The sequence below is a fragment of the Aestuarium sp. genome (assembly GCF_023253315.1).
Taxonomy (GTDB): Bacteria; Pseudomonadota; Alphaproteobacteria; order Rhodobacterales; family Rhodobacteraceae; genus Marivivens; species Marivivens donghaensis.
In genome coordinates this window covers 41,518-62,133 of record NZ_JALRGW010000004.1, presented here as the reverse complement: position 1 = coordinate 62,133, position 20,616 = coordinate 41,518, and the positions used below count along the sequence as shown (strand labels likewise).

At 56.1% G+C, this 20,616-nt stretch carries 20 protein-coding genes; 3 read left to right on the top strand and 17 right to left on the bottom strand.

The window, feature by feature from the left end; translation table 11 throughout:
- Positions 1 to 24: 24 nt before the first annotated feature.
- From AC1QQ2_RS04020 to hisI, 3 genes are all read right to left on the bottom strand, one after another.
- On the bottom strand, positions 25 to 1,173 hold the full coding sequence (locus AC1QQ2_RS04020; protein ID WP_479712177.1) for an RsmB/NOP family class I SAM-dependent RNA methyltransferase: 1,149 nt from the start codon (positions 1,171 to 1,173) through the stop codon (positions 25 to 27).
- On the bottom strand, positions 1,173 to 2,618 hold the full coding sequence (guaB, locus tag AC1QQ2_RS04015; RefSeq protein ID WP_105235029.1) for an IMP dehydrogenase: 1,446 nt from the start codon (positions 2,616 to 2,618) through the stop codon (positions 1,173 to 1,175). Before guaB ends, AC1QQ2_RS04020 begins: the two co-directional genes overlap by 1 nt.
- A gap of 100 nt (positions 2,619 to 2,718) precedes the next feature.
- Entirely contained in the window at positions 2,719 to 3,078 is a 360-nt protein-coding gene (hisI, locus tag AC1QQ2_RS04010) for a phosphoribosyl-AMP cyclohydrolase (protein ID WP_479712176.1), read from the bottom strand.
- A 71-nt stretch (positions 3,079 to 3,149) separates the two neighbouring features.
- On the opposite strand from hisI, the gene AC1QQ2_RS04005 reads away from it, so the two are divergent.
- Complete coding sequence (locus AC1QQ2_RS04005) at positions 3,150 to 3,599, top strand: iron-sulfur cluster assembly scaffold protein (RefSeq protein WP_479712175.1); 450 nt, start codon at positions 3,150 to 3,152, stop codon at positions 3,597 to 3,599.
- Between the two features lie 44 nt (positions 3,600 to 3,643).
- The gene (locus AC1QQ2_RS04000) at positions 3,644 to 5,053 is read left to right on the top strand and encodes a methyl-accepting chemotaxis protein (protein ID WP_479712174.1); all 1,410 of its coding nucleotides are present in this window, start codon (positions 3,644 to 3,646) and stop codon (positions 5,051 to 5,053) included.
- A 198-nt stretch (positions 5,054 to 5,251) separates the two neighbouring features.
- Here the strand turns inward: AC1QQ2_RS04000 and AC1QQ2_RS03995 are convergent, their stop codons facing one another.
- The 5 genes from AC1QQ2_RS03995 to sciP form a co-directional block, all read right to left on the bottom strand.
- On the bottom strand, positions 5,252 to 5,374 hold the full coding sequence (locus AC1QQ2_RS03995) for a hypothetical protein (RefSeq protein ID WP_290245694.1): 123 nt from the start codon (positions 5,372 to 5,374) through the stop codon (positions 5,252 to 5,254).
- 108 nt (positions 5,375 to 5,482) lie between these two features.
- The gene (gene recG / locus AC1QQ2_RS03990; RefSeq protein ID WP_479712173.1) at positions 5,483 to 7,573 is read right to left on the bottom strand and encodes an ATP-dependent DNA helicase RecG; all 2,091 of its coding nucleotides are present in this window, start codon (positions 7,571 to 7,573) and stop codon (positions 5,483 to 5,485) included.
- Complete coding sequence (gene ligA / locus AC1QQ2_RS03985; protein ID WP_479712172.1) at positions 7,570 to 9,822, bottom strand: NAD-dependent DNA ligase LigA; 2,253 nt, start codon at positions 9,820 to 9,822, stop codon at positions 7,570 to 7,572. Before ligA ends, recG begins: the two co-directional genes overlap by 4 nt.
- Before the next feature lie 90 nt (positions 9,823 to 9,912).
- Positions 9,913 to 10,626, bottom strand: coding sequence for a response regulator transcription factor CtrA (ctrA, locus tag AC1QQ2_RS03980; protein WP_479712171.1), 714 nt, complete (start codon positions 10,624 to 10,626; stop codon positions 9,913 to 9,915).
- A 91-nt stretch (positions 10,627 to 10,717) separates the two neighbouring features.
- Positions 10,718 to 10,996 carry a CtrA inhibitor SciP gene (gene sciP, locus AC1QQ2_RS03975; protein WP_105236343.1) on the bottom strand — a complete coding sequence of 93 codons (279 nt, stop codon included), beginning with the start codon at positions 10,994 to 10,996 and terminating at the stop codon, positions 10,718 to 10,720.
- Positions 10,997 to 11,135: 139 nt separating this feature from the next.
- On the opposite strand from sciP, the gene mnmA reads away from it, so the two are divergent.
- The gene (gene mnmA, locus AC1QQ2_RS03970) at positions 11,136 to 12,275 is read left to right on the top strand and encodes a tRNA 2-thiouridine(34) synthase MnmA (protein ID WP_479712170.1); all 1,140 of its coding nucleotides are present in this window, start codon (positions 11,136 to 11,138) and stop codon (positions 12,273 to 12,275) included.
- A 3-nt stretch (positions 12,276 to 12,278) separates the two neighbouring features.
- On the opposite strand, the gene AC1QQ2_RS03965 is transcribed toward mnmA, so the two are convergent.
- From AC1QQ2_RS03965 to rseP, 9 genes are all read right to left on the bottom strand, one after another.
- Positions 12,279 to 12,707 (bottom strand): YqaA family protein, encoded by a 429-nt coding sequence (locus AC1QQ2_RS03965; protein ID WP_479712169.1) that lies wholly within the window; start codon positions 12,705 to 12,707, stop codon positions 12,279 to 12,281.
- Positions 12,708 to 13,847, bottom strand: coding sequence for a lipid-A-disaccharide synthase (gene lpxB, locus AC1QQ2_RS03960; RefSeq protein WP_479712168.1), 1,140 nt, complete (start codon positions 13,845 to 13,847; stop codon positions 12,708 to 12,710).
- A complete protein-coding gene (locus AC1QQ2_RS03955; RefSeq protein ID WP_479712167.1) occupies positions 13,844 to 14,755 on the bottom strand; it encodes an LpxI family protein in 912 nt (303 codons plus the stop codon). Before AC1QQ2_RS03955 ends, lpxB begins: the two co-directional genes overlap by 4 nt.
- Positions 14,755 to 15,540 carry an acyl-ACP--UDP-N-acetylglucosamine O-acyltransferase gene (gene lpxA, locus AC1QQ2_RS03950; RefSeq protein WP_479712166.1) on the bottom strand — a complete coding sequence of 262 codons (786 nt, stop codon included), beginning with the start codon at positions 15,538 to 15,540 and terminating at the stop codon, positions 14,755 to 14,757. The genes AC1QQ2_RS03955 and lpxA overlap by 1 nt, the downstream gene beginning before the upstream one ends.
- Positions 15,540 to 16,001 (bottom strand): 3-hydroxyacyl-ACP dehydratase FabZ, encoded by a 462-nt coding sequence (fabZ, locus tag AC1QQ2_RS03945; RefSeq protein ID WP_479712165.1) that lies wholly within the window; start codon positions 15,999 to 16,001, stop codon positions 15,540 to 15,542. The genes lpxA and fabZ overlap by 1 nt, the downstream gene beginning before the upstream one ends.
- Before the next feature lie 77 nt (positions 16,002 to 16,078).
- Positions 16,079 to 16,642 (bottom strand): OmpH/Skp family outer membrane protein, encoded by a 564-nt coding sequence (locus tag AC1QQ2_RS03940; RefSeq protein ID WP_479712164.1) that lies wholly within the window; start codon positions 16,640 to 16,642, stop codon positions 16,079 to 16,081.
- Positions 16,642 to 18,966, bottom strand: a complete 2,325-nt coding sequence (bamA, locus tag AC1QQ2_RS03935) for an outer membrane protein assembly factor BamA (RefSeq protein WP_479712163.1) — start codon at positions 18,964 to 18,966, stop codon at positions 16,642 to 16,644. Before bamA ends, AC1QQ2_RS03940 begins: the two co-directional genes overlap by 1 nt.
- A 125-nt stretch (positions 18,967 to 19,091) precedes the next feature.
- The gene (locus AC1QQ2_RS03930; RefSeq protein WP_479712162.1) at positions 19,092 to 19,226 is read right to left on the bottom strand and encodes a hypothetical protein; all 135 of its coding nucleotides are present in this window, start codon (positions 19,224 to 19,226) and stop codon (positions 19,092 to 19,094) included.
- A gap of 75 nt (positions 19,227 to 19,301) precedes the next feature.
- Positions 19,302 to 20,615: an RIP metalloprotease RseP gene (gene rseP / locus AC1QQ2_RS03925; RefSeq protein WP_479712161.1), complete on the bottom strand. Its 1,314-nt coding sequence runs from the start codon at positions 20,613 to 20,615 to the stop codon at positions 19,302 to 19,304.
- Between the last annotated feature and the right edge of the window lies 1 nt (position 20,616).

The window sequence follows — 20,616 nt, the reverse complement described above, 5'->3', positions numbered from 1 at the left end:
TGCATTTAATACAACCTTTAGTGGTTATCTCGACAGTGTAGCGAGGTAAAAACCATCGTGCAGTTCGGTCGGACGCAATTGCATCTCGTCAACGACAGACCACTCGGGATGGTCGGCGAGGAACCCGTCAACGACCCTGCGATTTTCAGCGCTGAGAACTGAACATGTCGCATAAGCCAATCGACCACCCTGCCCGACATGTGTCATCGCAGTTTCCAAAATCGACCGTTGAATCGTTGTTAACTCTGCCAAACGACTCTCAGTCAGACGCCACTTCGCATCGGGAGTCCGACGCCACGTCCCGCTCCCGCTACACGGTGCATCGCAGAGAACCAGATCAAATGTCCCGTTCGGGCGATTTGTGGTCTTAATGCGAGTTCCAGCGCGTGCAGCACGGGCAGGAATATCCTTCATCCGACCAACGTCGGCATCGTGAGCTGTCACGTGCGCACCAAACGCGGCAAGCGCGAGGGATTTACCGCCGCCACCAGCGCAATAGTCCAGAACGGTTTGGTCAGCAGTTACGCCCAAACGCGCCATAGCCATTTGCGATGCTGCGTCTTGAAGCTCGATATGCCCGTCATCCCACAGCCGTGTTTGTTGAATACGGCGCGCATTGCCGGTGACGATGATCGCGCCCTGGACATCTGGATGCGCATGAGCGTCGATGTCGTCGGTTTTCAGAGCGCTAAGGACCTTTTCAACCGTGCTCCGCTTACGGTTCACGCGCAGAAATACCTGTGCACGCTCCTGTTGGGCGGTCGCGATGCTCTGCGCATCAGCCCCGTAATCGGCCACCAACTGCGGCCAAAGCCATTCTGGCCAGTCCGCTTCAGCGTCTGGTGACATTTCCGTCGGCGTGTAGGCCAGTTCGTCGTCGGACAAGCTCTGCGGAGCATGTCCCTCGCCCGAAAACACATCAGCCAGATCAGCGCCCTGCTGACGCAAGAGGCCGATCATCCGACCACGCCCCGTTTCGGCGCCACCAAGTGCGGCCGTACTCCGCCAACGACGGAGAGCATCGAACACGTGGTCACGAATGGCTGCGCGGTCTTTGGATCCCGCAAAGCGCGACCCACGCGCCCAAGCGATCAGGGCAGCCTCAGCAGGCTGCCCCTCTTGGATCTTATCCAGAACTTCAATCGCCGCAGCAACGCGGGCTGCCGGTGTCATCAGCCGATCCGGTAGTTCGGGCTTTCACGGGTGATCTGAACGTCGTGAACATGCGACTCTTTCAGACCTGCGCCCGTGATTTTGACAAAGGAACAGTTCTTGTTCATCTCAGCAACGGTGGCGTTACCCGTGTAACCCATTGCAGCACGAAGACCGCCGACCATCTGGTGCAGAACCGTTGCAACAGATCCTTTGTAGGGAACCTGACCTTCAATACCTTCGGGGACGAGCTTGTCGTTTGCCGCGTCCTTTTGGAAGTAACGATCCGCCGAACCACGCGCCATTGCGCCGAGCGAGCCCATGCCGCGGTAGGATTTGAACGAACGGCCCTGATACAGGATCACTTCACCTGGGGATTCATCGGTGCCTGCGATCATCGAGCCAACCATCGCGCAAGATGCACCTGCTGCGATCGCTTTGGCAAAGTCGCCAGAGAATTTGATACCACCGTCAGCGATGACAGGCACATCGCCTGCCGCTTTGGCGCAATCATTGATCGCAGTCAGCTGAGGGACACCAACACCTGCCACCATACGGGTGGTGCAGATCGAACCTGGTCCAATGCCAACTTTTACAGCATCAGCACCTGCATCGATCAATGCCTTTGTCGCGTCTGCGGTTGCAACGTTACCCGCGATGATCTGGACGTTGCTTTCTGCTTTGATACGGCGCACGGCATCCAGAACACCAGCAGAGTGACCGTGTGCTGTATCGACGACGACAATATCAACACCCGCATCGATCAGCATCATCGACCGTTCGAAACCAGCGTCACCAACAGAGGTCGCCGCAGCAACACGAAGGCGGCCAAGCTCATCTTTGCATGCTGTTGGGTTCAGAACAGATTTCTCTGTGTCTTTGAGCGTCAAAAGACCCGTCAGTTTGCCGTTTCCATCGGTAACCAATAGTTTTTCGATACGGCGCTGTTTCATCATGTCGATGGCAGCGTCCCGATCAACGGGTTCACGCAGAACAGCGAGGTTGTCGAAGGTCATCATTTCAGAGACCAGCGTTGTCTCTTCAGAGGCAAAGCGCATGTCGCGGTTGGTCACGATACCGACAACGTGGCCTTTGTCGTCAACAACGGGGAAACCAGTGAAGTTATACCGCTCCACCAGTGCCTTTGCATCGGCGAGCGACTGGTCGGGGCGTAGCGTGACGGGGTTGTAGACAACGCCAGATTCAAAACGCTTCACACGGCGGACTTCGCGAGCTTGTTCTTCGGACGACAGGTTCTTGTGGATCACGCCGATACCGCCCGCTTGCGCCATCGCGATTGCCATGCGTGCTTCGGTAACGGTGTCCATTGCAGAGGACAAAAGCGGGATGTTCATTTTGATCCCACGTGTCACGAAAGTGCGCGTATCAGCGGTCGCCGGCAGCACCGATGAGGCCGCTGGAACCAGTAGTACGTCGTCGAAAGTGAGGGCCTCGCGAATCTCCATCAGGGTGCTCCATGGAATAGCTTCGTTTGGCGCTTCCCTATTACATGGATGCGCCACGGGGAAAAGGGCAAAGGCCCGAGAGTGACCGCAAAAATGTGTGTCAGGCCATCGGGGTCATCAGTTCAACCGTGTCTCCGTCACGGACGGCGGTGTAGAAACACGACCGACGGTTGGTGTGACAGGCAGGACCCGTCTGGCGGACTTTGACCAAAATGCAGTCTTTGTCGCAGTCAAAGGTGAACTCTATCAACTCTTGATGGTGGCCAGAGGTTTCGCCCTTGATCCAGAACGACTGGCGCGACCGCGACCAATAGGTGACCTTGCCCGTCTCAAGCGTTTTTGCAACGGCCTCAGCGTTCATCCACGCCATCATCAGCACGTCGCCAGTATCCACGTCTTGCGCAATCGCAGGAATAAGCCCGCGATCATCATACTTTAGAAGGGATGGATCGAATTTCATCGCAGGTATCCTATTGCTGTCGCGGTTCGCGCCCTATTTACTGCACAGACGTTGAAAAGGAAAACCCGCCCGTGTCCGATAATGCAGAATTGGTGAAACTCTATTCCTCGCGCATTTTGGCGCTCACGGCAGACATGCCGTTCACGGACCGCCTGCCCGATGCAGATGCCACGGTAAAAAAACGTGCGCCTTTATGCGGGTCGACGGTCACTGTGGACATAAAAATGCAGGACGGCATTATAAGTTCCTTCGGTCAGGACGTTAAAGCTTGTGCATTGGGTCAAGCCTCTGCCGCGATCCTTGGGGGTGCGGTCATAGGGCGGACCGTCGCGGAGCTAGAGGCCGCACGGGACGAATTGCGCGCAATGCTGAAAAATGATGGTCCCGTTCCGCAAGCGCCTTTTGATGGGTTGGAGGCGCTGCTGCCAGCACGGGATTACAAAAACAGGCACGCGTCGATCATTCTGGCCTTCGACGCTGTCGTCGAAGCGGCGCATTTGGCGCAAGCACAAAAAGAGTAATTAGCCGACTTCCTTGGGTGTCGGTTCGGGCACCGGGAGGACGCATGTTGCACCGAAAGAGTTCAGCGCAGTTCGCTGACACACCATCGACGGGGTTTGATGAAATCACCCGCGTCGGCACCAAAATGGCGTCTGATGTCGTAGATATCGCAGGCTTCCTCGACAGCGTTGGCGAATTGTCCAGCCAACAGCTAGGTGAAATGGAAGGTCTGCAATCGCGGGTCAATCACATCATGCATTCCAACAGCGCTATGCAAGAAGCAATCAGGCATGTCGCGACAATGGCCGAGGCCAACTCTGAAGCGCTTCAGCTTGGCATCGCGAGTTTCCGCACCAGCCGTGAAAGCAGTGAACAGGTCGCAAACTGGGTGCGTTCCGTTGAAACCCGCATGACGGCAGTGGTTCAAACGCTGAAATCGGTGGAAAGCCTGAACCGCGAGATCACGTCGATTGCCCGTCAGGTGAATATCCTCGCCATCAATGCCAAGATCGAGGCCGTCCGTGCGGGCACGCATGGCCGTGGCTTTGCTGTCGTAGCAGAGGCCATCAACGAGCTGTCCCGTAACACTGGGATGGCCGCAGAGTCGGTCAGCGAAGGTGTCACAGTCCTCGCTAAGAACTTTGACGAACTCAGCAAAGAAACCACCGCTATGCAGACCACCGCGGCAAAGGTGATTGCGGACACCGAAGACACCAACCAAAAGATCACGACCGTTGCGGAACAAATGCAGGAAACCGTTCGCACGGCAGGGACCATGCAGGCCGATGCCGAAGTTATCGCGGATGCGATTGACACCTTTGGTCCCGCATTTGAAAAAATCGCGGGATCGGCCCAAACGACGACGGATGGAGTGCAGAAAACACGCAGTCGACTACATGCCTTGGTGGATGATAGCGAAACCGTTGTGCGCCTGAGCGTTCTCGCGGGGGGCGCCTCTGAGGATCAGAAGTTCATTGATCACGTGGTTCAAACCGCGAAAGAGATCAGTGCGGCCTTTGAAGACGCGATCAAGAAGCGCGTCATTTCCGAAGCGGAACTCTTTGATCGAACATACCTTCCGATCCCTGCAACCAATCCACAGCAAGTCATGTCGCGATTTACGCGGTTCACGGATGCCGTTCTGCCGAAATTCCAAGAGCCTGCGCTGAAACTCGATCCAAGAGTGGTATTCAGCGCGGCTGTGGACGATCGTGGCTACTTGCCAACGCACAACCTCAAATTCTCGTTCCCGCAAGGACCTGACGTTGTTTGGAACACTGCGAACAGCCGAAACCGCAGAATTTTCGACGACCGTGTCGGCCTAAAGGCTGGTCAGAGCCGCGAACCTTTCCTTATGCAGGTCTATCGCCGTGATATGGGCGGCGGTGAGTTCGAGATGATGAAAGACCTCTCTGCCCCGATCACCATCAACGGTCGTCATTGGGGTGGCCTCCGCCTCGCCTATAAAATCTGACGACCAAAAGAAAACCGCCGCACGTCACAATGGACGGCGGCGGAGAGCGGTGTTTCGCGTGGGACCCGTATCCGGTGAAAACGGAAAAGAGGCAGGACTCCGTTTGACCAATTTGGACAGGCAGTGGTCGACGTCAGAAGTTTGGGACAGGACGACAGACCGGAACGGCGCGGAACACGAGGGCAGTTGATAGGCAGGTTACAAGAACGCAGGCAGCGTGAGACCAGCATAGAGGATCACAACCAGCGACACCGCGCCAATCAGATCGGACAGAACAGTCACGGGCGACCGGCTCAGTACGGCTTTGATGTCTTTCGCCATGTTGATTTCTCCTGCTGCGTTAACCTTGTTGCTTATTTGTTCTCACAAGATTCCGATTCAATCAAGAACTTTTTGAGAACATTTGCGAACATTTAGGAGAACATCAAGTTAACCCACTGAAATCAAACGGATCGCTTTATCCTGTTCCATGAGCCAAAGGAGAACACGCGCGGCCCGTCCCCGATCCGATTCCAGTTTTGGATCATCCAGCAACAGCTTTCGCGCATCCGCCTGCGCAGTCTGCATCAGCGCCGCCTGCCGTTCCAGATCAGCTATCCGAAACCGTGGCAAACCCGATTGCGCGGTCCCGATCATGTCACCCGCACCCCGAATGGCTAGGTCCTCTTCGGAAATACGGAACCCATCCTCTGTCTCGCGCAAAATTTCCAAACGCCGTTTGCCGCTCTCGGTCAGGGGCGGTTGATACATCAGCAGACAGGTCGAAGCCGCAGAGCCGCGCCCTACCCGCCCTCGTAATTGGTGCAACTGCGCGAGGCCAAAGCTCTCTGCCCGCTCGATCACCATAATCGACGCGTTCGGCACGTTCACACCCACCTCAATTACGGTCGTCGCAACCAGAACTTTGGTCTCGCCCGCCACAAATCGCGCCATTGCGGCATCCTTTTCGGACGGTGGCATCTGACCATGCACAAGCCCGACAACGCCGTCGCCCAAGGCTGCGCGTAGCCGTTTGAACCGCTCTTCGGCGGCGGTCATATCGCTGACCTCGGACTCTTCGACCAAGGGGCAAACCCAATAGGCCTGCCGTCCTTCAGCCACCGCGCGTCGCAGACGATCCACGACCTCATCCATCCGCTGCGTGCTGACCAAGGCCGTTTGCACGGGCGTCCGCCCCGGTGGCTTTTCATCAAGCACCGACACATCCATATCGCCATATTGCGCGAGCGCGAGGCTGCGCGGGATCGGCGTCGCCGTCATCACCAGAACATCGACAGCCGTGCCTTTGGCACCCAGTTCCATCCGCTGCGCCACGCCGAAACGGTGCTGTTCGTCGATCACCGCGAGCCTAAGGTCCGCGAACTGCACATCCTTTTGAAAAACCGCATGGGTGCCAACCAAAATCCCAATGTCGCCATTCCTTAGCGCGGCGAGTTTGGCCTTACGCTCATTGCCCTTGTCGCGGCCCGTTAGAATTTCAAGAACGACACCCGCGCTTTCGGCCAAGGGGCGCAACCCCTCTAAGTGCTGACGCGCCAAAATCTCGGTCGGGGCCATCATGACGCCCTGCCCGCCCGCCTCAACCGCGATCAACAGCGCCATCAACGCAACAAGCGTTTTCCCTGACCCGACATCACCCTGAAGCAAGCGGTTCATACGCGCGGCATGCCCCATATCGTCGGCGATCTCGTCAATTGAACGGAGCTGCGCATTAGTCGGTCGATATGGCAACGCCGCCAAAACCTTGGACCGCAGCGCTCCATTCCCTTTGTTCACTTGCCCCTTGCCACGCCGCACCTGCGCGCGCGCCAAAGCCAATGTCAGCTGATGCGCTAGAACCTCGTCATAGGCGAGCCGCTGGCGGGATTTATCAAAGGGCGACAGATCTGTGGTAGATTGCGGATTATGCGCCGCCTCGACCGCATCACGCCAATCTGGCCAATTTTCGCGGGCCTTAAGCGCAGGATCAATCCACTCTGGCAAAACGGGCGATAGAGCTAATGCGGCACGACTGCCTTTGAACATCAGCTTTTGCGTGATGCCAGCGGTCAGCGGGTAAACAGGTTCAAAGGCGGGAATGCTGTCGGCGTCATCGGCGGCAAGAATGTGATCGGGATGAACCATCTGACCCACACCGTCAAAGAACTCGATCTTGCCTGACACGATCCGCCGCGACCCAACGGGCAAGATTTTAGTCACATAATCGCCACGCGCGTGGAAGAACACGATCTGAAACGAGGTCTCGGTATCCTCGACCGTGACCCTATACGGACGGCCCTTTTGACGGTTCGGCGTGTGGCCAGTGACCACTACCTCAACGGTCACTGTCGCTGGCGGCGTCACATCCCGGATAGACCGACGCCGATGCCGATCCACCCCCGATTGCGGTAAGGTAAACAGCAAATCGCGCGGCGTTTTGATTGCAAGGTTTTCAAGATGCGCAGCCGTTTTCGGACCGATCCCGTCTAACCCAGTCAAATCGCCGAACAGCGGCCAGAGTATTTCGGGCCGACCGCTCATGCGTCCCCAATCAACGCGAGCCAACCGTCTTCGTCGATGGTCTCAATGCCCAGCTCTTCGGCCTTTTTTGCCTTGGACCCTGCACCTGGTCCTGCCACCAGCAAGTCGGTTTTTGCACTCACCGACCCCGCGACCTTCGCGCCCAACGATTCAGCTCGCGCCTTTGCCTCTGCCCGTGTCATCTTCTCGAGCGAACCGGTAAAGACGACCGTTTTACCCGCAACAGGACTATCGTTTGAACGTTGTTCTGGCGCTTGAATGTCAAGCTCGGCCACCAATCGGTCAATCACGGCCCGCTCTTCGGGTTGGGACAGCGTGGTGATCAAGGACACCGCCAAGACAGCCCCGATCCCATCGATTGACGTAAACTCATTCCATGCTGCAAGTGCCTCAGCAGGACAATTCGCCCAAGCTGTTTCGCGCGACTTCTTAATATTCGCCCGACGGCCTTGCGCCTCAGCCAACGCGCGTTCTTGGGCTTCTGCCTCCTCAGCCATGACTTCGCATTGCGCGGCCACGCGGGCGGCATCCGCCGTTTGAACCAAGGCATTCCAAGTAACGAAATGACGAGCAAGATCGGCACCTGCGACCTCACCTAGGTGGCGAATGCCGAGAGCAAACAAGAATTTTCCAAACGGTATTTTCCGTTTTTGCTCAATCGCTTCAAACAGCTTATTCGCACTCTTTTCGCCAAAGCCATCACGGTTTTTTAAACGCGCCAAGTTCTGTGCGTCACGTTTCGCGAGCGTAAAAATATCGGCAGGTTCATTGATCGGGAGCACCGGATCATTGTGGAACATTTCTATCTGTTTTGCGCCGAGGCCTTCGATATCAAATGCCCCTCGCGATACGAAATGTTTGAGCCGTTCAACAGCCTGCGCGGGACATACTAATCCGCCGGTACAACGCCGCACGGAGTCGCCCTCGTCGCGGATCGCTTCGGACCCACATTCTGGGCAAACATGCGGAAACGCGAAAGGCTCAGCATCATTGGGACGTTTTGACAGATCAAGGTCGGCAATTTTGGGGATCACATCGCCCGCGCGGTAGACCTGCACCCAGTCCCCAATACGAATGTCTTTGCCATCACGAATGGGGTGACCGTTGCTGTCACGGCCCGCAATGTAATCCTCGTTATGGAGGGTCGCGTTCGACACAACGACCCCGCCGACCGTCACGGGCTGGAGGCGTGCCACGGGCGATAAAGCCCCTGTTCGACCAACCTGAATGTCAATCGTCTCAAGCCGCGTCCACGCCAGTTCAGCAGGGAACTTATGCGCAATCGCCCAACGCGGCGTCGTGGATCGGAACCCGAGACGGCGCTGAAGATTTAGGTCGTTCACCTTATACACCACCCCGTCGATATCGTAGCCGAGCGTTGCTCTCTGCGCTTCAATATCTCGGTAATGGCTGATCATTTCTGCGGTGGACGCACATAGACGCGTTAAAGGATTTACTTGAAATCCCAATGCTTTAAATCGCTCAATTGCATCAAATTGAGTCTCACCAAGCGGCTCACTGACCTCGCCCCAAGCATAGGCAAAAAACCGGAGCGGTCGTGCGCGTGTGATCTCTGCGTCTAGCTGACGGAGGCTCCCCGCGGCCGCATTTCGAGGGTTCGCAAAGGTTTTCCCACCTGTCGCAGCATGGCGTTCGTTCAGCGCGGCGAAATCCGCGTGGCTCATATAAACTTCGCCGCGAACTTCGATCACGGCTGGTGCGCCAGTGATCTGATGCGGAATATCTGAAATCGTCTTTGCGTTTTCGGTGACGTTTTCACCGACCTCGCCGTCGCCACGTGTCGCGGCCTGAACCAAAATCCCGTTTTCATACCTTAGCGAAAGTGAAAGCCCGTCAATCTTAGGCTCAGCGGTGTAAGAGATCGCCTCGTTCGTACCGAGGTATTTGCGCACCTGTTCATCAAAATCGGCAACATCATCGTCGTCAAACGCGTTCGACAAGGACAGCATGCGAACAGCATGCGCAACTTTGCCAAACCCATCGCCGACAGCCGCACCAACCTGTTCGGACGGGCTATCGGAACGTTTCAGATCAGGAAAACGAGCCTCAATGGCAGCATTGCGCCGCTTGAGCGCGTCATACTCCGCATCCGAAATATCTGGAGCATCTTCAGTATGATAAGCCGCATTCGCCCGCGCCAAAACATCGGCAAGACGCGCCAGTTCCTCGGCTGCTTGATCACTTGTAAGCTGCTCTACCGCGATTGTCGCTGTGGCCGATTTCGTCACGCTCTTCCCCATCGTCTGCCAAGGCTGAAATCAGCCTCAGCAATGTTCTAGGGGTCCACCTTGCAATCGTCTAGATTGGTTGGCCAATTCTCAGGCGCCGACCGCGATTTTGGTCGTGGCACGCATCGGTTCAGGATCGCGGAGCACATAGCCACGGCCCCAAACGGTCTCGATGTAGTTCTCACCACCCGTTGCCGACTGCAATTTCTTCCGCAGTTTACAGATAAACACGTCGATGATCTTCAGTTCAGGCTCATCCATGCCACCATAAAGATGATTAAGGAACATTTCCTTCGTCAGCGTGGTCCCTTTGCGCAAAGAAAGAAGTTCAAACATTTGATATTCTTTGCCCGTGAGGTGAACAGGCGAGCCTTCAACCTCGACCGTTTTGGCATCGAGGTTCACGCAAATTCGGCCCGTGTTAATCACCGACTGCGAATGGCCTTTGGACCGACGGATAATCGCATGGATACGCGCCACAAGTTCTTCGCGGTGGAACGGTTTGGTCAGGTAGTCATCGGCACCAAAGCCGAACCCTTTGATCTTGCTTTCAGTTCCATCGTCGCCCGAGAGGATCAAAATCGGGGTTTCTACCCGCGATAGACGCAGCTGGCGCAGCACCTCGTGACCGTTCATATCTGGCAAATTCAGGTCCAGAAGGATCAAATCGTAATCATATAGCTTTGCTAAATCGATCCCCTCCTCACCTAAATCCGTCGAGTAGACATTAAGGTTCGCATGGGTCAGCATCATTTCAATGCTTTTCGATGTCGTCGGGTCGTCTTCAACCAGCAGCACTCGCATCTGCAGCCTCCGCATTTTGTGTTCTGACGTTAACCTTGATGCACAATGGTTAATTACACGTTACCGCTAAGGCTACCTTCACACATTCTACCTAAAGTTGTCTATATTTTTGTACAGCCGTAGCTTTTAAGGCTGATTTCCCGTGCAAACGGATCGCCGAAACCCATCCATCAAACTCTTCTTCAGAGAGATCATACCGATCCAAGGCGTTGTTCTTAGTTAACAATCCCGAGAATACCGCCTGCACAACGGCTGCTTTGCGGGATGCAACCCAACGGTTTGTTCCCTCCGGCGGCAGGTCCGCCACCGTCATGTGCGTCCCATCGGGTAAGGTCACCGCACGCGGACCATCAATTTTCCTAAGGTACATGATTTCATCCTCATAAAGACACGTCATGCACAAACACTGTGCCGTGATCATTTAACGAGGAGTGAAACCGCCCCTTGAGAGTAGTTAGCATTTTCATATATTCCCTCGGACTTGCCCTACCCAGTTGCCGGAGGCTGACATGTCGCTTGATCACCCACTGAACTCTCTTGGCTTTGCCAAGCCGCCCTCGGAAACCCGCGTGGTTGTCGCTATGTCAGGCGGTGTGGATTCATCCGTAGTCGCCGCGCAGCTCGCCGAAGAAGGCTATGACGTGGTGGGCGTGACCCTCCAGCTTTATGATCACGGAGCGGCGCTTGCGAAAAAAGGCGCGTGCTGTGCGGGTCGTGACATTCATGACGCCCGCCGCGTGGCCGAGGAAATGGGTTTCCCGCATTACGTGCTAGACTACGAAAACATCTTCCAAGAAGCCGTGATCGACGAATTCGCTGATAGCTATCTGGCGGGTGCGACCCCTGTGCCCTGCATCCGTTGCAATGAACGCGTGAAGTTCAAAGACCTCTTGCAGACGGCAAAGGATCTAGATGCCGACTGCATGGCGACGGGTCACTATATACAACGCATGATGGGGCCGAATGGTGCGGAACTGCATTGCGCTGCCGATGCGAACCGCGACCAGTCGTATTTCCTGTTCTCGACCACGCCAGAGCAGTTGGATTACCTGCGCTTCCCTCTCGGCCACCTGCCGTCCAAAGACGCGACGCGCGCTTTGGCGACGAAATACGGTTTGGCTGTCGCGGATAAGCCCGACAGTCAGGATATATGCTTTGTCCCGAATGGCAACTACGCGAGCGTCATCGAAAAACTGCGTCCAGGCGCAGCAGAGCCTGGAAAGATCGTCGACATGGACGGCAATGTCTTGGGTGATCATCGCGGCGTGATCCATTACACGATCGGCCAACGTCGTGGCTTGGGCATCGGCGGCCTCGCTGACCCGCTCTATGTTGTGAAACTCGACGTGGACAATCGTCAGGTCGTCGTCGGCCCCAAAGAGCTGCTCGCAACCCGCCGCGTGCCGATCCGCGAGATCAACTGGCTAGGCGATGGGGCATTCACTGATGTCGCTGAACGCGAAATCTCGGTCAAGGTGCGGTCGACCCGTCCACCTGCACCTGCGATTTTGCGGGCGATCTCGGACACGGAAGGAGAGGTTGAATTGCTAACCCCCGAGGAAGGTGTCTCGCCCGGTCAGGCCTGTGTGTTCTACGATCCAGAGAGCACCCGCATTCTAGGCGGCGGCTGGATTTGGAAGGGCAACTAAGCCTTACATCAAACCAACCGTGACCCAAGCGAGCACGGCATAGCGCCCAAACTTTGCAACCGTGACCACGGTCAAAAACCGCCAAAGCGGTTCTTTCATCGTGCCAGCAACAACGGTGAGCGGGTCCCCAATAATGGGCACCCATGATGCAAAGAGGCTCACCCAACCCCATTTGTGATAGCCCCGCTGCGCACCTTCGATTTGCTCGGGCGAGAACGGAAATCGGGGATGACCGAACAGTCGGCCTAGATAGCGACCGAGGATCCAGTTGACCAAAGATCCAGCCACGTTTCCAACAGTCGCGACAAAAAGCAGAGTGCCAACCGCATGATCGCCCGCGATAATAAGCCCGACCAAGACAGCCTCTGACTGCGCGGGGACAATCGTAGCAGCCAGAAACGCGGCAAGGAATAACCCCGTCAGCCCCAACATCTAGAGCCGCGCAAGCACCGCACGTGCCGCACGAAGGCCCGGTGCTTCGCCCCCTTCACCAAGCCGCTGCATGGTCATATCCATGGCAGCGCGCTGCGCGGTAGGGTCATTGAGGACAGTGAGCATCGCAGGCGCGATCAACTCAGGGCGACACTCAGGCCCGAGGAACTCAGGAACAGCCCGCGTTTCGCTGACGAGGTTCACGAGGGTAAACGTATCAATCAACGCCATGCGCCGCATGATCGCCCATGTGATTTTGTTAAAATCGTAAGCAATTACCATCGGTGTCCGCGCTGCTGCCAATTCGAGAGAGACAGTGCCAGAGGCCGCCAAAGCAATATCCGCAGCCTTGAATGCCGCGCGTTTGTCTGCTGCCGTTGTTTCGCTTGGGTCGAGCAGAATGGGCTGCACCGACCAATTTGCGGTCAGTTCACGCACCAACTGGGCGACAGGTGCGGCGCAGGGCAAAACAATCTTTGCGTCAGGTTTCTCCGCAACCACCTGTGCCAATGCCGCGCCAAAGCGACTCGCCAAACGGGACACCTCCCCACGGCGCGACCCCGGCAAAGCCAAGATCAAAGGCGCATCTCCAATGCCAAAACGCCTACGGAAATCGGCAGCCTCCGCCTCAGTCGCCTGAATCTCTGTCGTGACGGGATGCCCGACAAAGTCACACTCCATCCCATGCGGCGTCATATAGGGCGGCTCGAACGGCAAAAGTGCCAGAACGTGATCAATCACCTTCGCCATTTTCGCCGCACGCTTCGGACGCCACGCCCAAACAGAGGGCGCAACATAGTGGACGGTCCGAATGTTAGACGCCTCTTTGACCAGTTTGGCCACCCGCAGCGAGAAATCGGGCGCGTCGATGGTAATCACCACGTCGGGTTTGAGACGCAAGATTTCATCGGCCGTTTCACGAATACGGCGTTTGAGGTGAAAATACTTTGGCAGAACCTCAGCCAAGCCCATGATGGACAGTTCTTCCATCGGAAACAGGCTGGTCAGACCATGCGACTGCATCTGTTCGCCGCCGATGCCGTGGAATTCGATGTCGTCGCGCAACTCCTTGAGGCCCGCCATCAGCGCTCCACCAAGGCGATCCCCAGACACCTCACCCGCTAAGAGAAAGACCTTCATCCCCGCGCCCTCACCCACAGAAACATGCCATGCGCGTCCAATGTGGCGATGACCTGCGGCAAGTCCATGACCATCACGCCGCCTGCCTCGATCACGATACCGTCCATCCCCGCCTCAGCCGCGCCAAGCGCCGTTTTCGGACCAATTACAGGAAGGTCCGCGCGGCGGTCTTGGTTTGGTTTTGGTGCTTTGAAAAGGATAGCACCGTCGCCCAACAGAGGCGTTGGCACATCATCCGTCAACAGTCCCTTCACGCCACGAAAAGCACTGACCGCAACACCAATAACCCCAATCCCAAGGCCGATCGGATCGGAATTTTCAATAGGCAAACACAGGCGACCAATCATCGCGTCAGTGCCATCTGGGCCTTCTTCGGCGATCACCTCGCCCGCACGGACAACGCAGGCTTGCCCACTGTCACGGCGTCCCATGTCGGCGACAAAGGACTGACCGATCTCAGCATCGGTGCTATTCTGTTCTGACGGACGAACAACCGTCAAGACGCCAGAGGGCGGCAATAGCGTGGGCGCAATCTCGTGGGCGGCGCGAATGGCGATGCCGGCCTCCTCAAAGATCGACAGGATCACGCGCAGCGCACCATCATCACCCTGCCCCAAGGCCGCCATCAAACGCGGCACCAATGGCGCTGTTTCGGCATCAATCAAACTGGGATCAACGTCAGGACGACGCACCGCACCAGCGAGACAAACCTCTGTCACGCCACGACGTTGCAATTCGGAAATGAACGACCCGAGCGTCTCTAACCGAAATCGCACCCGTGGCAGGTCAGACGATACTTCAGGTTCAAAGTCGCCAAAGACGCAGATCAGTGGGGTTTCCCCCTGCGCTTGTAATTCTGTCACAAGCGCAGCAGGCAACGCACCTGTCCCTGCGATCAGTGCAAGCATCAGGACGGTGTCAGAAAATTACGGTCACTTTCACCTAGGATGAAACCGACCATCTCGCGGACATATTCGCTCTCTGCTTCGTCACCCAACCGTTTTGCACGGTCGAGGAACGTGCCCTCACCGTCTTTGAGCGCCTGAAACGCAGCACGCAGCGCTGTAATGTCCGACCGATCAACGCCTTTACGTTTCAATCCTACCAGATTGAGGCCATCGAGTTTGCCGCGTGGACCTTGAACCAAAGCGTGCGGGATCACGTCGTTCGTCACCATGGTCAACGCGCCGATGATTGCGCCGCGTCCAATGCGAACGAATTGGTGAATACCACAAAGACCACCGATGATAACGTCATCCTCGACGATGCAGTGACCTGCCACCGCAGAGCTGTTCACCACAATCACGCGGTTACCGATGTGCGCATCATGAGCGATGTGGCATCCCGCCATCAACAAACAATCGTCACCGATCGAGGTCAGACCACCGCCACCAGCAGTCCCCGTGTTCACCGTCACATGTTCGCGAATACGCGCCCGTGCACCAATACGGAGCGAGGTCTTTTCGCCACCGAATTTCTTATCCTGCGGGATTTCACCAATCACGGCGAACGAAAACACCGTACTGTCATCACCGATGTATGTGTCGCCCGTAATCACCACATGAGATTTCAGCGTCACACCACGGCCCAGAACAACCTCTGAGCCGACGATGCAAAACGGCCCGATCACACAATCGGGTCCGATGGTGGCGCCATCCTCAATAACGGCGCTGGGGTGAATTTGCGCAGTCATTAGGCGCTCGTGTCCATCATTGCGGTGAATTCAGCTTCAGCAGCCATTTCACCATCAACGGTCGCAACACCTTTGAATTTCCAAACCTTTGCACCAGGTTTGCCACGCGTGGTTTCGATCTGCATTTCTAGAACATCACCCGGCACAACCATGCGACGGAACTTCACGCCATCAATCGCCATGAAGTAAACCTTCATGTTTTTATCAGCCATGCCAAGCGACACGCCGACCATAACGCCAGCCGTTTGAGCCATTGCCTCGACGATCAGAACGCCAGGCATGACAGGCTGATCAGGGAAGTGACCTGTGAAATGCGGTTCGTTCATCGTGACGTTTTTGATGCCCTTACCAGACTGAGTGCCGTTGATATCGACAACCTTATCCACCAGCAAAAACGGATAGCGGTGCGGAATGATCCGCTGGATCAGGTGGATATCGGCGGTGGTTACAGCGTCAGTCATGTCGTGGTCCTTATCGAGCCCATCCTGGGCACTTCGTCTATTGAGTAGCAATTCGCCCGCAACGGGGCAAGGTCGCGTTAGTTCTCAGGGGCTTGGGTGCCATCACCCAATGTTGCATCAATCTGCGCAATGGCGGCATCCGTGATATCGATAGCTCCGAAATAGAGGATCACATCGCGGCGGGCCATGAGAACGGCAGCCTCACGGTCTTGCATCAGTTTGCCCAAAACGGGCCGGATAGCCGTGTCAAAGTTTGAACGCGCCGCTGTGAGACGGTCCTGAAGCTCTTGTTCTTTGGCATCCTGCGCACGACGAATACCGACAACCTTTTCGTCAAACGCATCCGCCTCAGCACGAAACATCGATGGCTCCATCGACGGACGGCGTGCTGCAATATCTTGTTCTTCGGCGGTCAACGCATCCGCAATACGCTGGTTTTCCGCCTTCAATGTTTCAGAAGCGGATTGGATTTCGGACAAAATCCGCTGACCGTATTGTGTCCCCGAAAACACCGTTTCAATGTCGATCAACAAGACAGGTGATCGAACAACCGCAGCAGCGTCCTGCGCCTGAACCGGCGCGACCGCCCAACCCCCAAAGGTCAGCGCAATCGCAACGGTCAGAGCATGAACCCAACGCATTAGAAGCTTGTCGAAATGGTCACGTCAAAGGATTTGGCTTCATCCAAGTCCTCGGACAGCAACGTATCGGTAAAGTTAAACCGCAGCGGACCAACTGGCGTATCCCAGAACAGCGATACACCAGCGACCGCGCGAGGCGTGAAATCGCAGTAGTAGTAATTCGTGCCACAGGTCATGCCTGGATCCCAAAGTGATCCGTAATCCATGAACGCGCCACCGTGGATGCCGTATTCATCGGGCAAACCAATTGGGAACTCCGCCTCAACACGAGCAACGGCGTAGGCGTTACCCCCAAGCGGATCGTTAAAGCCGTTCGCAGAGTCGTAATAACGCGGCCCCATGCCATACAAATCAAAGCCGCGCATCTGGCGACCAGACAAGAAGAAGCGGTCAGAAATGGTGCTGTCGCTACCCGAATAGTGCAAATACCCGCCTTCGAGCGTCGCACGAAGGGTTACCTCTTCGTTCAGCACCTTCGACTCCGCCCCTGCGGTCGCGGTCGTCTTGATAAAGGTGGTGTCCCCGAACCCGAATTCCTGTCCAAAGCGCAAGATCGCTCCACGATTGACGTCAAGACCAGACCGGCGTGTATCCCATGTGTAGGTATAGCCGAGAGAATGGGTCCACTGCCCATCCAACGCGACATCAGCCGCGATAATTGGAGACAGCGTGGTCGCAGCATCAGTCAGGTCCGAATAACGGCTCTGGACGTATGTCTGCAAACGGCCATTTTCGCTGACGCTAAAGGTCAGGGACGGACGGATGGTGAAGCTCTCGGTATCGTAGTTCGCTGACTCGTTGTTCGTTTGGCCGTAGTTCATATCGAACCCAAACGCGAGGTCGCGGCCGAGCAGGTAAGGCTCATCGAAATTCAGCGTAAAGTATTTGTTCGTCTCAGCGGTCGAGAACTGTAGGCTCAACGCTTGACCACGGCCAAGGAAGTTCTGCTGACGGAACGACGCCAGAAGACCGAGGCCAGTATCGGTGTTAAAGTTCGCACCAAAGGACAGCGACCCAGTGGGGGCTTCGTCGACGTTCACATCAATGACAACCTGATCATCGGTCGACCCACGACGGGCCTGAACATCGGCGTTGGCAAAGAAGCCAAGCGCACGGATACGTTCAGCGGTTTCACGAATGGAACGCGGGTTAAAGGGATCGCCCTCTACTTCGCGGAATTGCTGGCGCACCACACGGTCGAGCGTGGTGTTGTTACCTTCAACGTCGATACGCTCCACGAAAATGCGTTCTCCACGCACCAGCGCATAGGTCACATCAAGCGTCAGGTCACGGTCATTGCGGGTAATGCGCGGTTCGACCTGAACAAACTGAAGGCCGCGCTGAAGCGCCAGACGCTCCAAACGGGCAACGTCGTTTTCGATATCGAGCGGCGTATAAGTCGAGCCCGAACGGGTCCGAACGGCCTCTTGGAATTCTTCGAGGTTCGCTTCGGGGATTTCCGAAATGACATCAATCGCGCCAAAATCGAACTTCTGCCCCTCTTCAACGTCAAAGGTAATCAGATAGGCGTCACGTTCACGGGTCAGTTCAACGTTAACATCACGAACCGCGAAGTCGACATAGCCACGCGATTGATAGAAGTCGGTCAGAACCCGTTTATCGAAATCAATACGATCAGCAACGTAAGTATCGCGGCCGATAATTGCGCGCAGGATACCTGCTTGTTTTGTAGCGAGGACACCGCGCAGGCGACGATCCGAGAAGCTGCGGTTACCCGAGAAGCCGATCCGCTCCACCTCGGTCACGCCATTTTCTGCAATTTCGAAAACAACGTTAACGCGGTTGTCGGGCAGACGGATGATGCGCGGCGTTACGATGGCGTTGATCCGCCCCTTATCTGCATAGGCTGCCGTAATGTCGGCAACGTCAGCCTCAACGCTGCTTGGGCTGTAAATGCGGCGTTCTTGCGAGCTAAGAAGCGCAAAGAGTTCGTCATCCTTCAGGCGGCTGTTGCCTTCAAAGTTGATCCGATACACGGTCGGGTATTCAGATACGGTGATGACCAGCTGGCCACCGCGAGGCTCTACCTCTACCGTTTCAAACAATCCTGTTGCGCGAATACGTTGGCTCGCATCGTTAAGTTCAGCGGCCGATACTGTCTCACCCTGCGCGATGCCCAGATAGCTGAGGATCGTTGCGGTTTCGATCCGCTGGTTCCCTTCGATCGAGACGGTATTCACGGTAAAGGACTGCGCCTCAACCGGTAGCCCCTGAAACGTCAAAAGCGAAAGCCCAACGGCCGCCGTGAGTTTCAAGAGTGCTTTGCCCGAAGGCCCGTTTTCAGAGAAAGAAGTAAATCGCATGAATCCAGCCAATTCGAACAGCCCCGTTTGGACTATGACCTAACCAGATTGAGGGGTCTTGTCAAAACGAACAACGCACCCCGTGGGGTGCGTGCAATCCATTGCTCATCGAGGGTTAACCGGTGTTAGTGCATTCCGTAGGTGCCAATCAAAGACCCGATCCACAGTGCGGCAACAATAGCCACAAAATAGAAGATCCGGTCCCAGTTGAGGTTCACCAGAAAAGACAGGCTGCGATAGCTCGCGTTGATCGTATGCATTTCTTCGGCTCCCTTGCCATGCGTAGGCTCAACCTAAACAATAAATGGGGCGAAATAATGACGTCAGACGCGAAATTATGGGCAGAGCACCAAATCGTTCAGAAGGCCAAACAGTGTCAGTGTCAGAATGACCGATAGCCCTAGCGCGATAAGGATACGCATTGCACCGTCGCTGGGACGACGGCCCGTAATGGCCTCATAAGCGTGGAACACAAGGTGCCCACCATCCAAAACAGGAATCGGGAACAGGTTCAAAAGCCCAACCGCTGCGGACAGGAACCCGATGAAACTGATAAAGTCCGTCAGGCCAGCCGCAGCCATCGCGCCAGATGCCTGAGCGATACCGACAGGGCTCGACAGGTTACAGGTCGAAATCTGCCCCGCAATCATATGCCACAGGGCCGAAACTGAGGTCTGCAGCACATACCAAAGCTGACGTACGGCATCAGTAAACGCCGTCACAACATTCGGCGTGGTGGTCTCTGGATCAAAGAAGATACCGCCAGAAACACCCATCAACCAACGGGTTTCAAAGCCACCATCTGCGGTCGGCAAATCCGTACGGCGTGGCGCAACTTCGATCTGAAGGCTTTCACCCGACCGCCAAATATCGAGCGTCAGAACCTTCCCGTCAGACGCCCCGACAATCTCGACCATCTGTGAAAACGCATAAACAGGCGCACCGTCTATGGCGGTGATTACATCGCCTTCTTTCACACCTGCAACGGCTGCCGCGCTGTCATGGTTGACCGCGAGAACCCGAGTGGTTTCGGGGAATGGACCTTCGACCTGCTGTTCGACACCATCCCGTAGAACTGTGTAGGTCAGCGACGGCTGAACAGGCAGTTGATCCAACGCGATGCTGAAATCGGCCACGGACCGCGCATCCATGTCCTCAACCGCAATGATCTGATCACCGACCTGCAGGTCCTGGATAAAGCTTGCGGGCAGATCAGGAACGCTGCGCAAGGTTAGCGGATCAGTGGCCTTACCGACCCAAAGTCCGAGGCCCGTGAAGATCACAATCGTCAGGATAAAGTTGAACACGGGGCCAGCAGCAACTGTTGCGGCCCGCGCCCAAAGAGGCGCACCCAGCATCGTATCACGCCCGCCGACCGTGCCACCGACACTGGCAGCATTCGCATCGCCATTGAACTTTACATAACCGCCCAGAGGGATCGCCGCGATTTGCCAACGTGTGCCGCGTTTATCGACCCGCGAAAACAGAACAGGGCCAAACCCGAGCGAGAACACCTCTGCCCCGATCCCAGACCAGCGGCCAACAATGTAGTGACCATATTCATGGATCGCGACGATGATCGACAAAGCGACCACAAACGCCGCAATCGTAAACCCTGCGCTTCCGAAAAATGGAAGAAAATCGGCCATA

Coding starts and splice junctions, on each gene's coding strand:
- AC1QQ2_RS04000 (WP_479712174.1), top strand. CDS start 3,644: ATGTTGCACCGAAAGAGTTCAGCGCAGTTCGCTGACACACCATCGACG.
- AC1QQ2_RS04020 (WP_479712177.1), bottom strand. CDS start 1,173: ATGACACCGGCAGCCCGCGTTGCTGCGGCGATTGAAGTTCTGGATAAG.
- recG (WP_479712173.1), bottom strand. CDS start 7,573: ATGAGCGGTCGGCCCGAAATACTCTGGCCGCTGTTCGGCGATTTGACT.
- lpxA (WP_479712166.1), bottom strand. CDS start 15,540: ATGACTGCGCAAATTCACCCCAGCGCCGTTATTGAGGATGGCGCCACC.
- ctrA (WP_479712171.1), bottom strand. CDS start 10,626: ATGCGAGTGCTGCTGGTTGAAGACGACCCGACGACATCGAAAAGCATT.
- hisI (WP_479712176.1), bottom strand. CDS start 3,078: ATGAAATTCGATCCATCCCTTCTAAAGTATGATGATCGCGGGCTTATT.
- AC1QQ2_RS03955 (WP_479712167.1), bottom strand. CDS start 14,755: ATGCTTGCACTGATCGCAGGGACAGGTGCGTTGCCTGCTGCGCTTGTG.
- AC1QQ2_RS03965 (WP_479712169.1), bottom strand. CDS start 12,707: ATGTTGGGGCTGACGGGGTTATTCCTTGCCGCGTTTCTGGCTGCTACG.
- lpxB (WP_479712168.1), bottom strand. CDS start 13,847: ATGAAGGTCTTTCTCTTAGCGGGTGAGGTGTCTGGGGATCGCCTTGGT.
- mnmA (WP_479712170.1), top strand. CDS start 11,136: ATGTCGCTTGATCACCCACTGAACTCTCTTGGCTTTGCCAAGCCGCCC.
- guaB (WP_105235029.1), bottom strand. CDS start 2,618: ATGGAGATTCGCGAGGCCCTCACTTTCGACGACGTACTACTGGTTCCA.
- rseP (WP_479712161.1), bottom strand. CDS start 20,615: ATGGCCGATTTTCTTCCATTTTTCGGAAGCGCAGGGTTTACGATTGCG.
- AC1QQ2_RS03930 (WP_479712162.1), bottom strand. CDS start 19,226: ATGCATACGATCAACGCGAGCTATCGCAGCCTGTCTTTTCTGGTGAAC.
- bamA (WP_479712163.1), bottom strand. CDS start 18,966: ATGCGATTTACTTCTTTCTCTGAAAACGGGCCTTCGGGCAAAGCACTC.
- AC1QQ2_RS03995 (WP_290245694.1), bottom strand. CDS start 5,374: ATGGCGAAAGACATCAAAGCCGTACTGAGCCGGTCGCCCGTGACTGTT.
- AC1QQ2_RS03940 (WP_479712164.1), bottom strand. CDS start 16,642: ATGCGTTGGGTTCATGCTCTGACCGTTGCGATTGCGCTGACCTTTGGG.
- fabZ (WP_479712165.1), bottom strand. CDS start 16,001: ATGACTGACGCTGTAACCACCGCCGATATCCACCTGATCCAGCGGATC.
- sciP (WP_105236343.1), bottom strand. CDS start 10,996: ATGTACCTTAGGAAAATTGATGGTCCGCGTGCGGTGACCTTACCCGAT.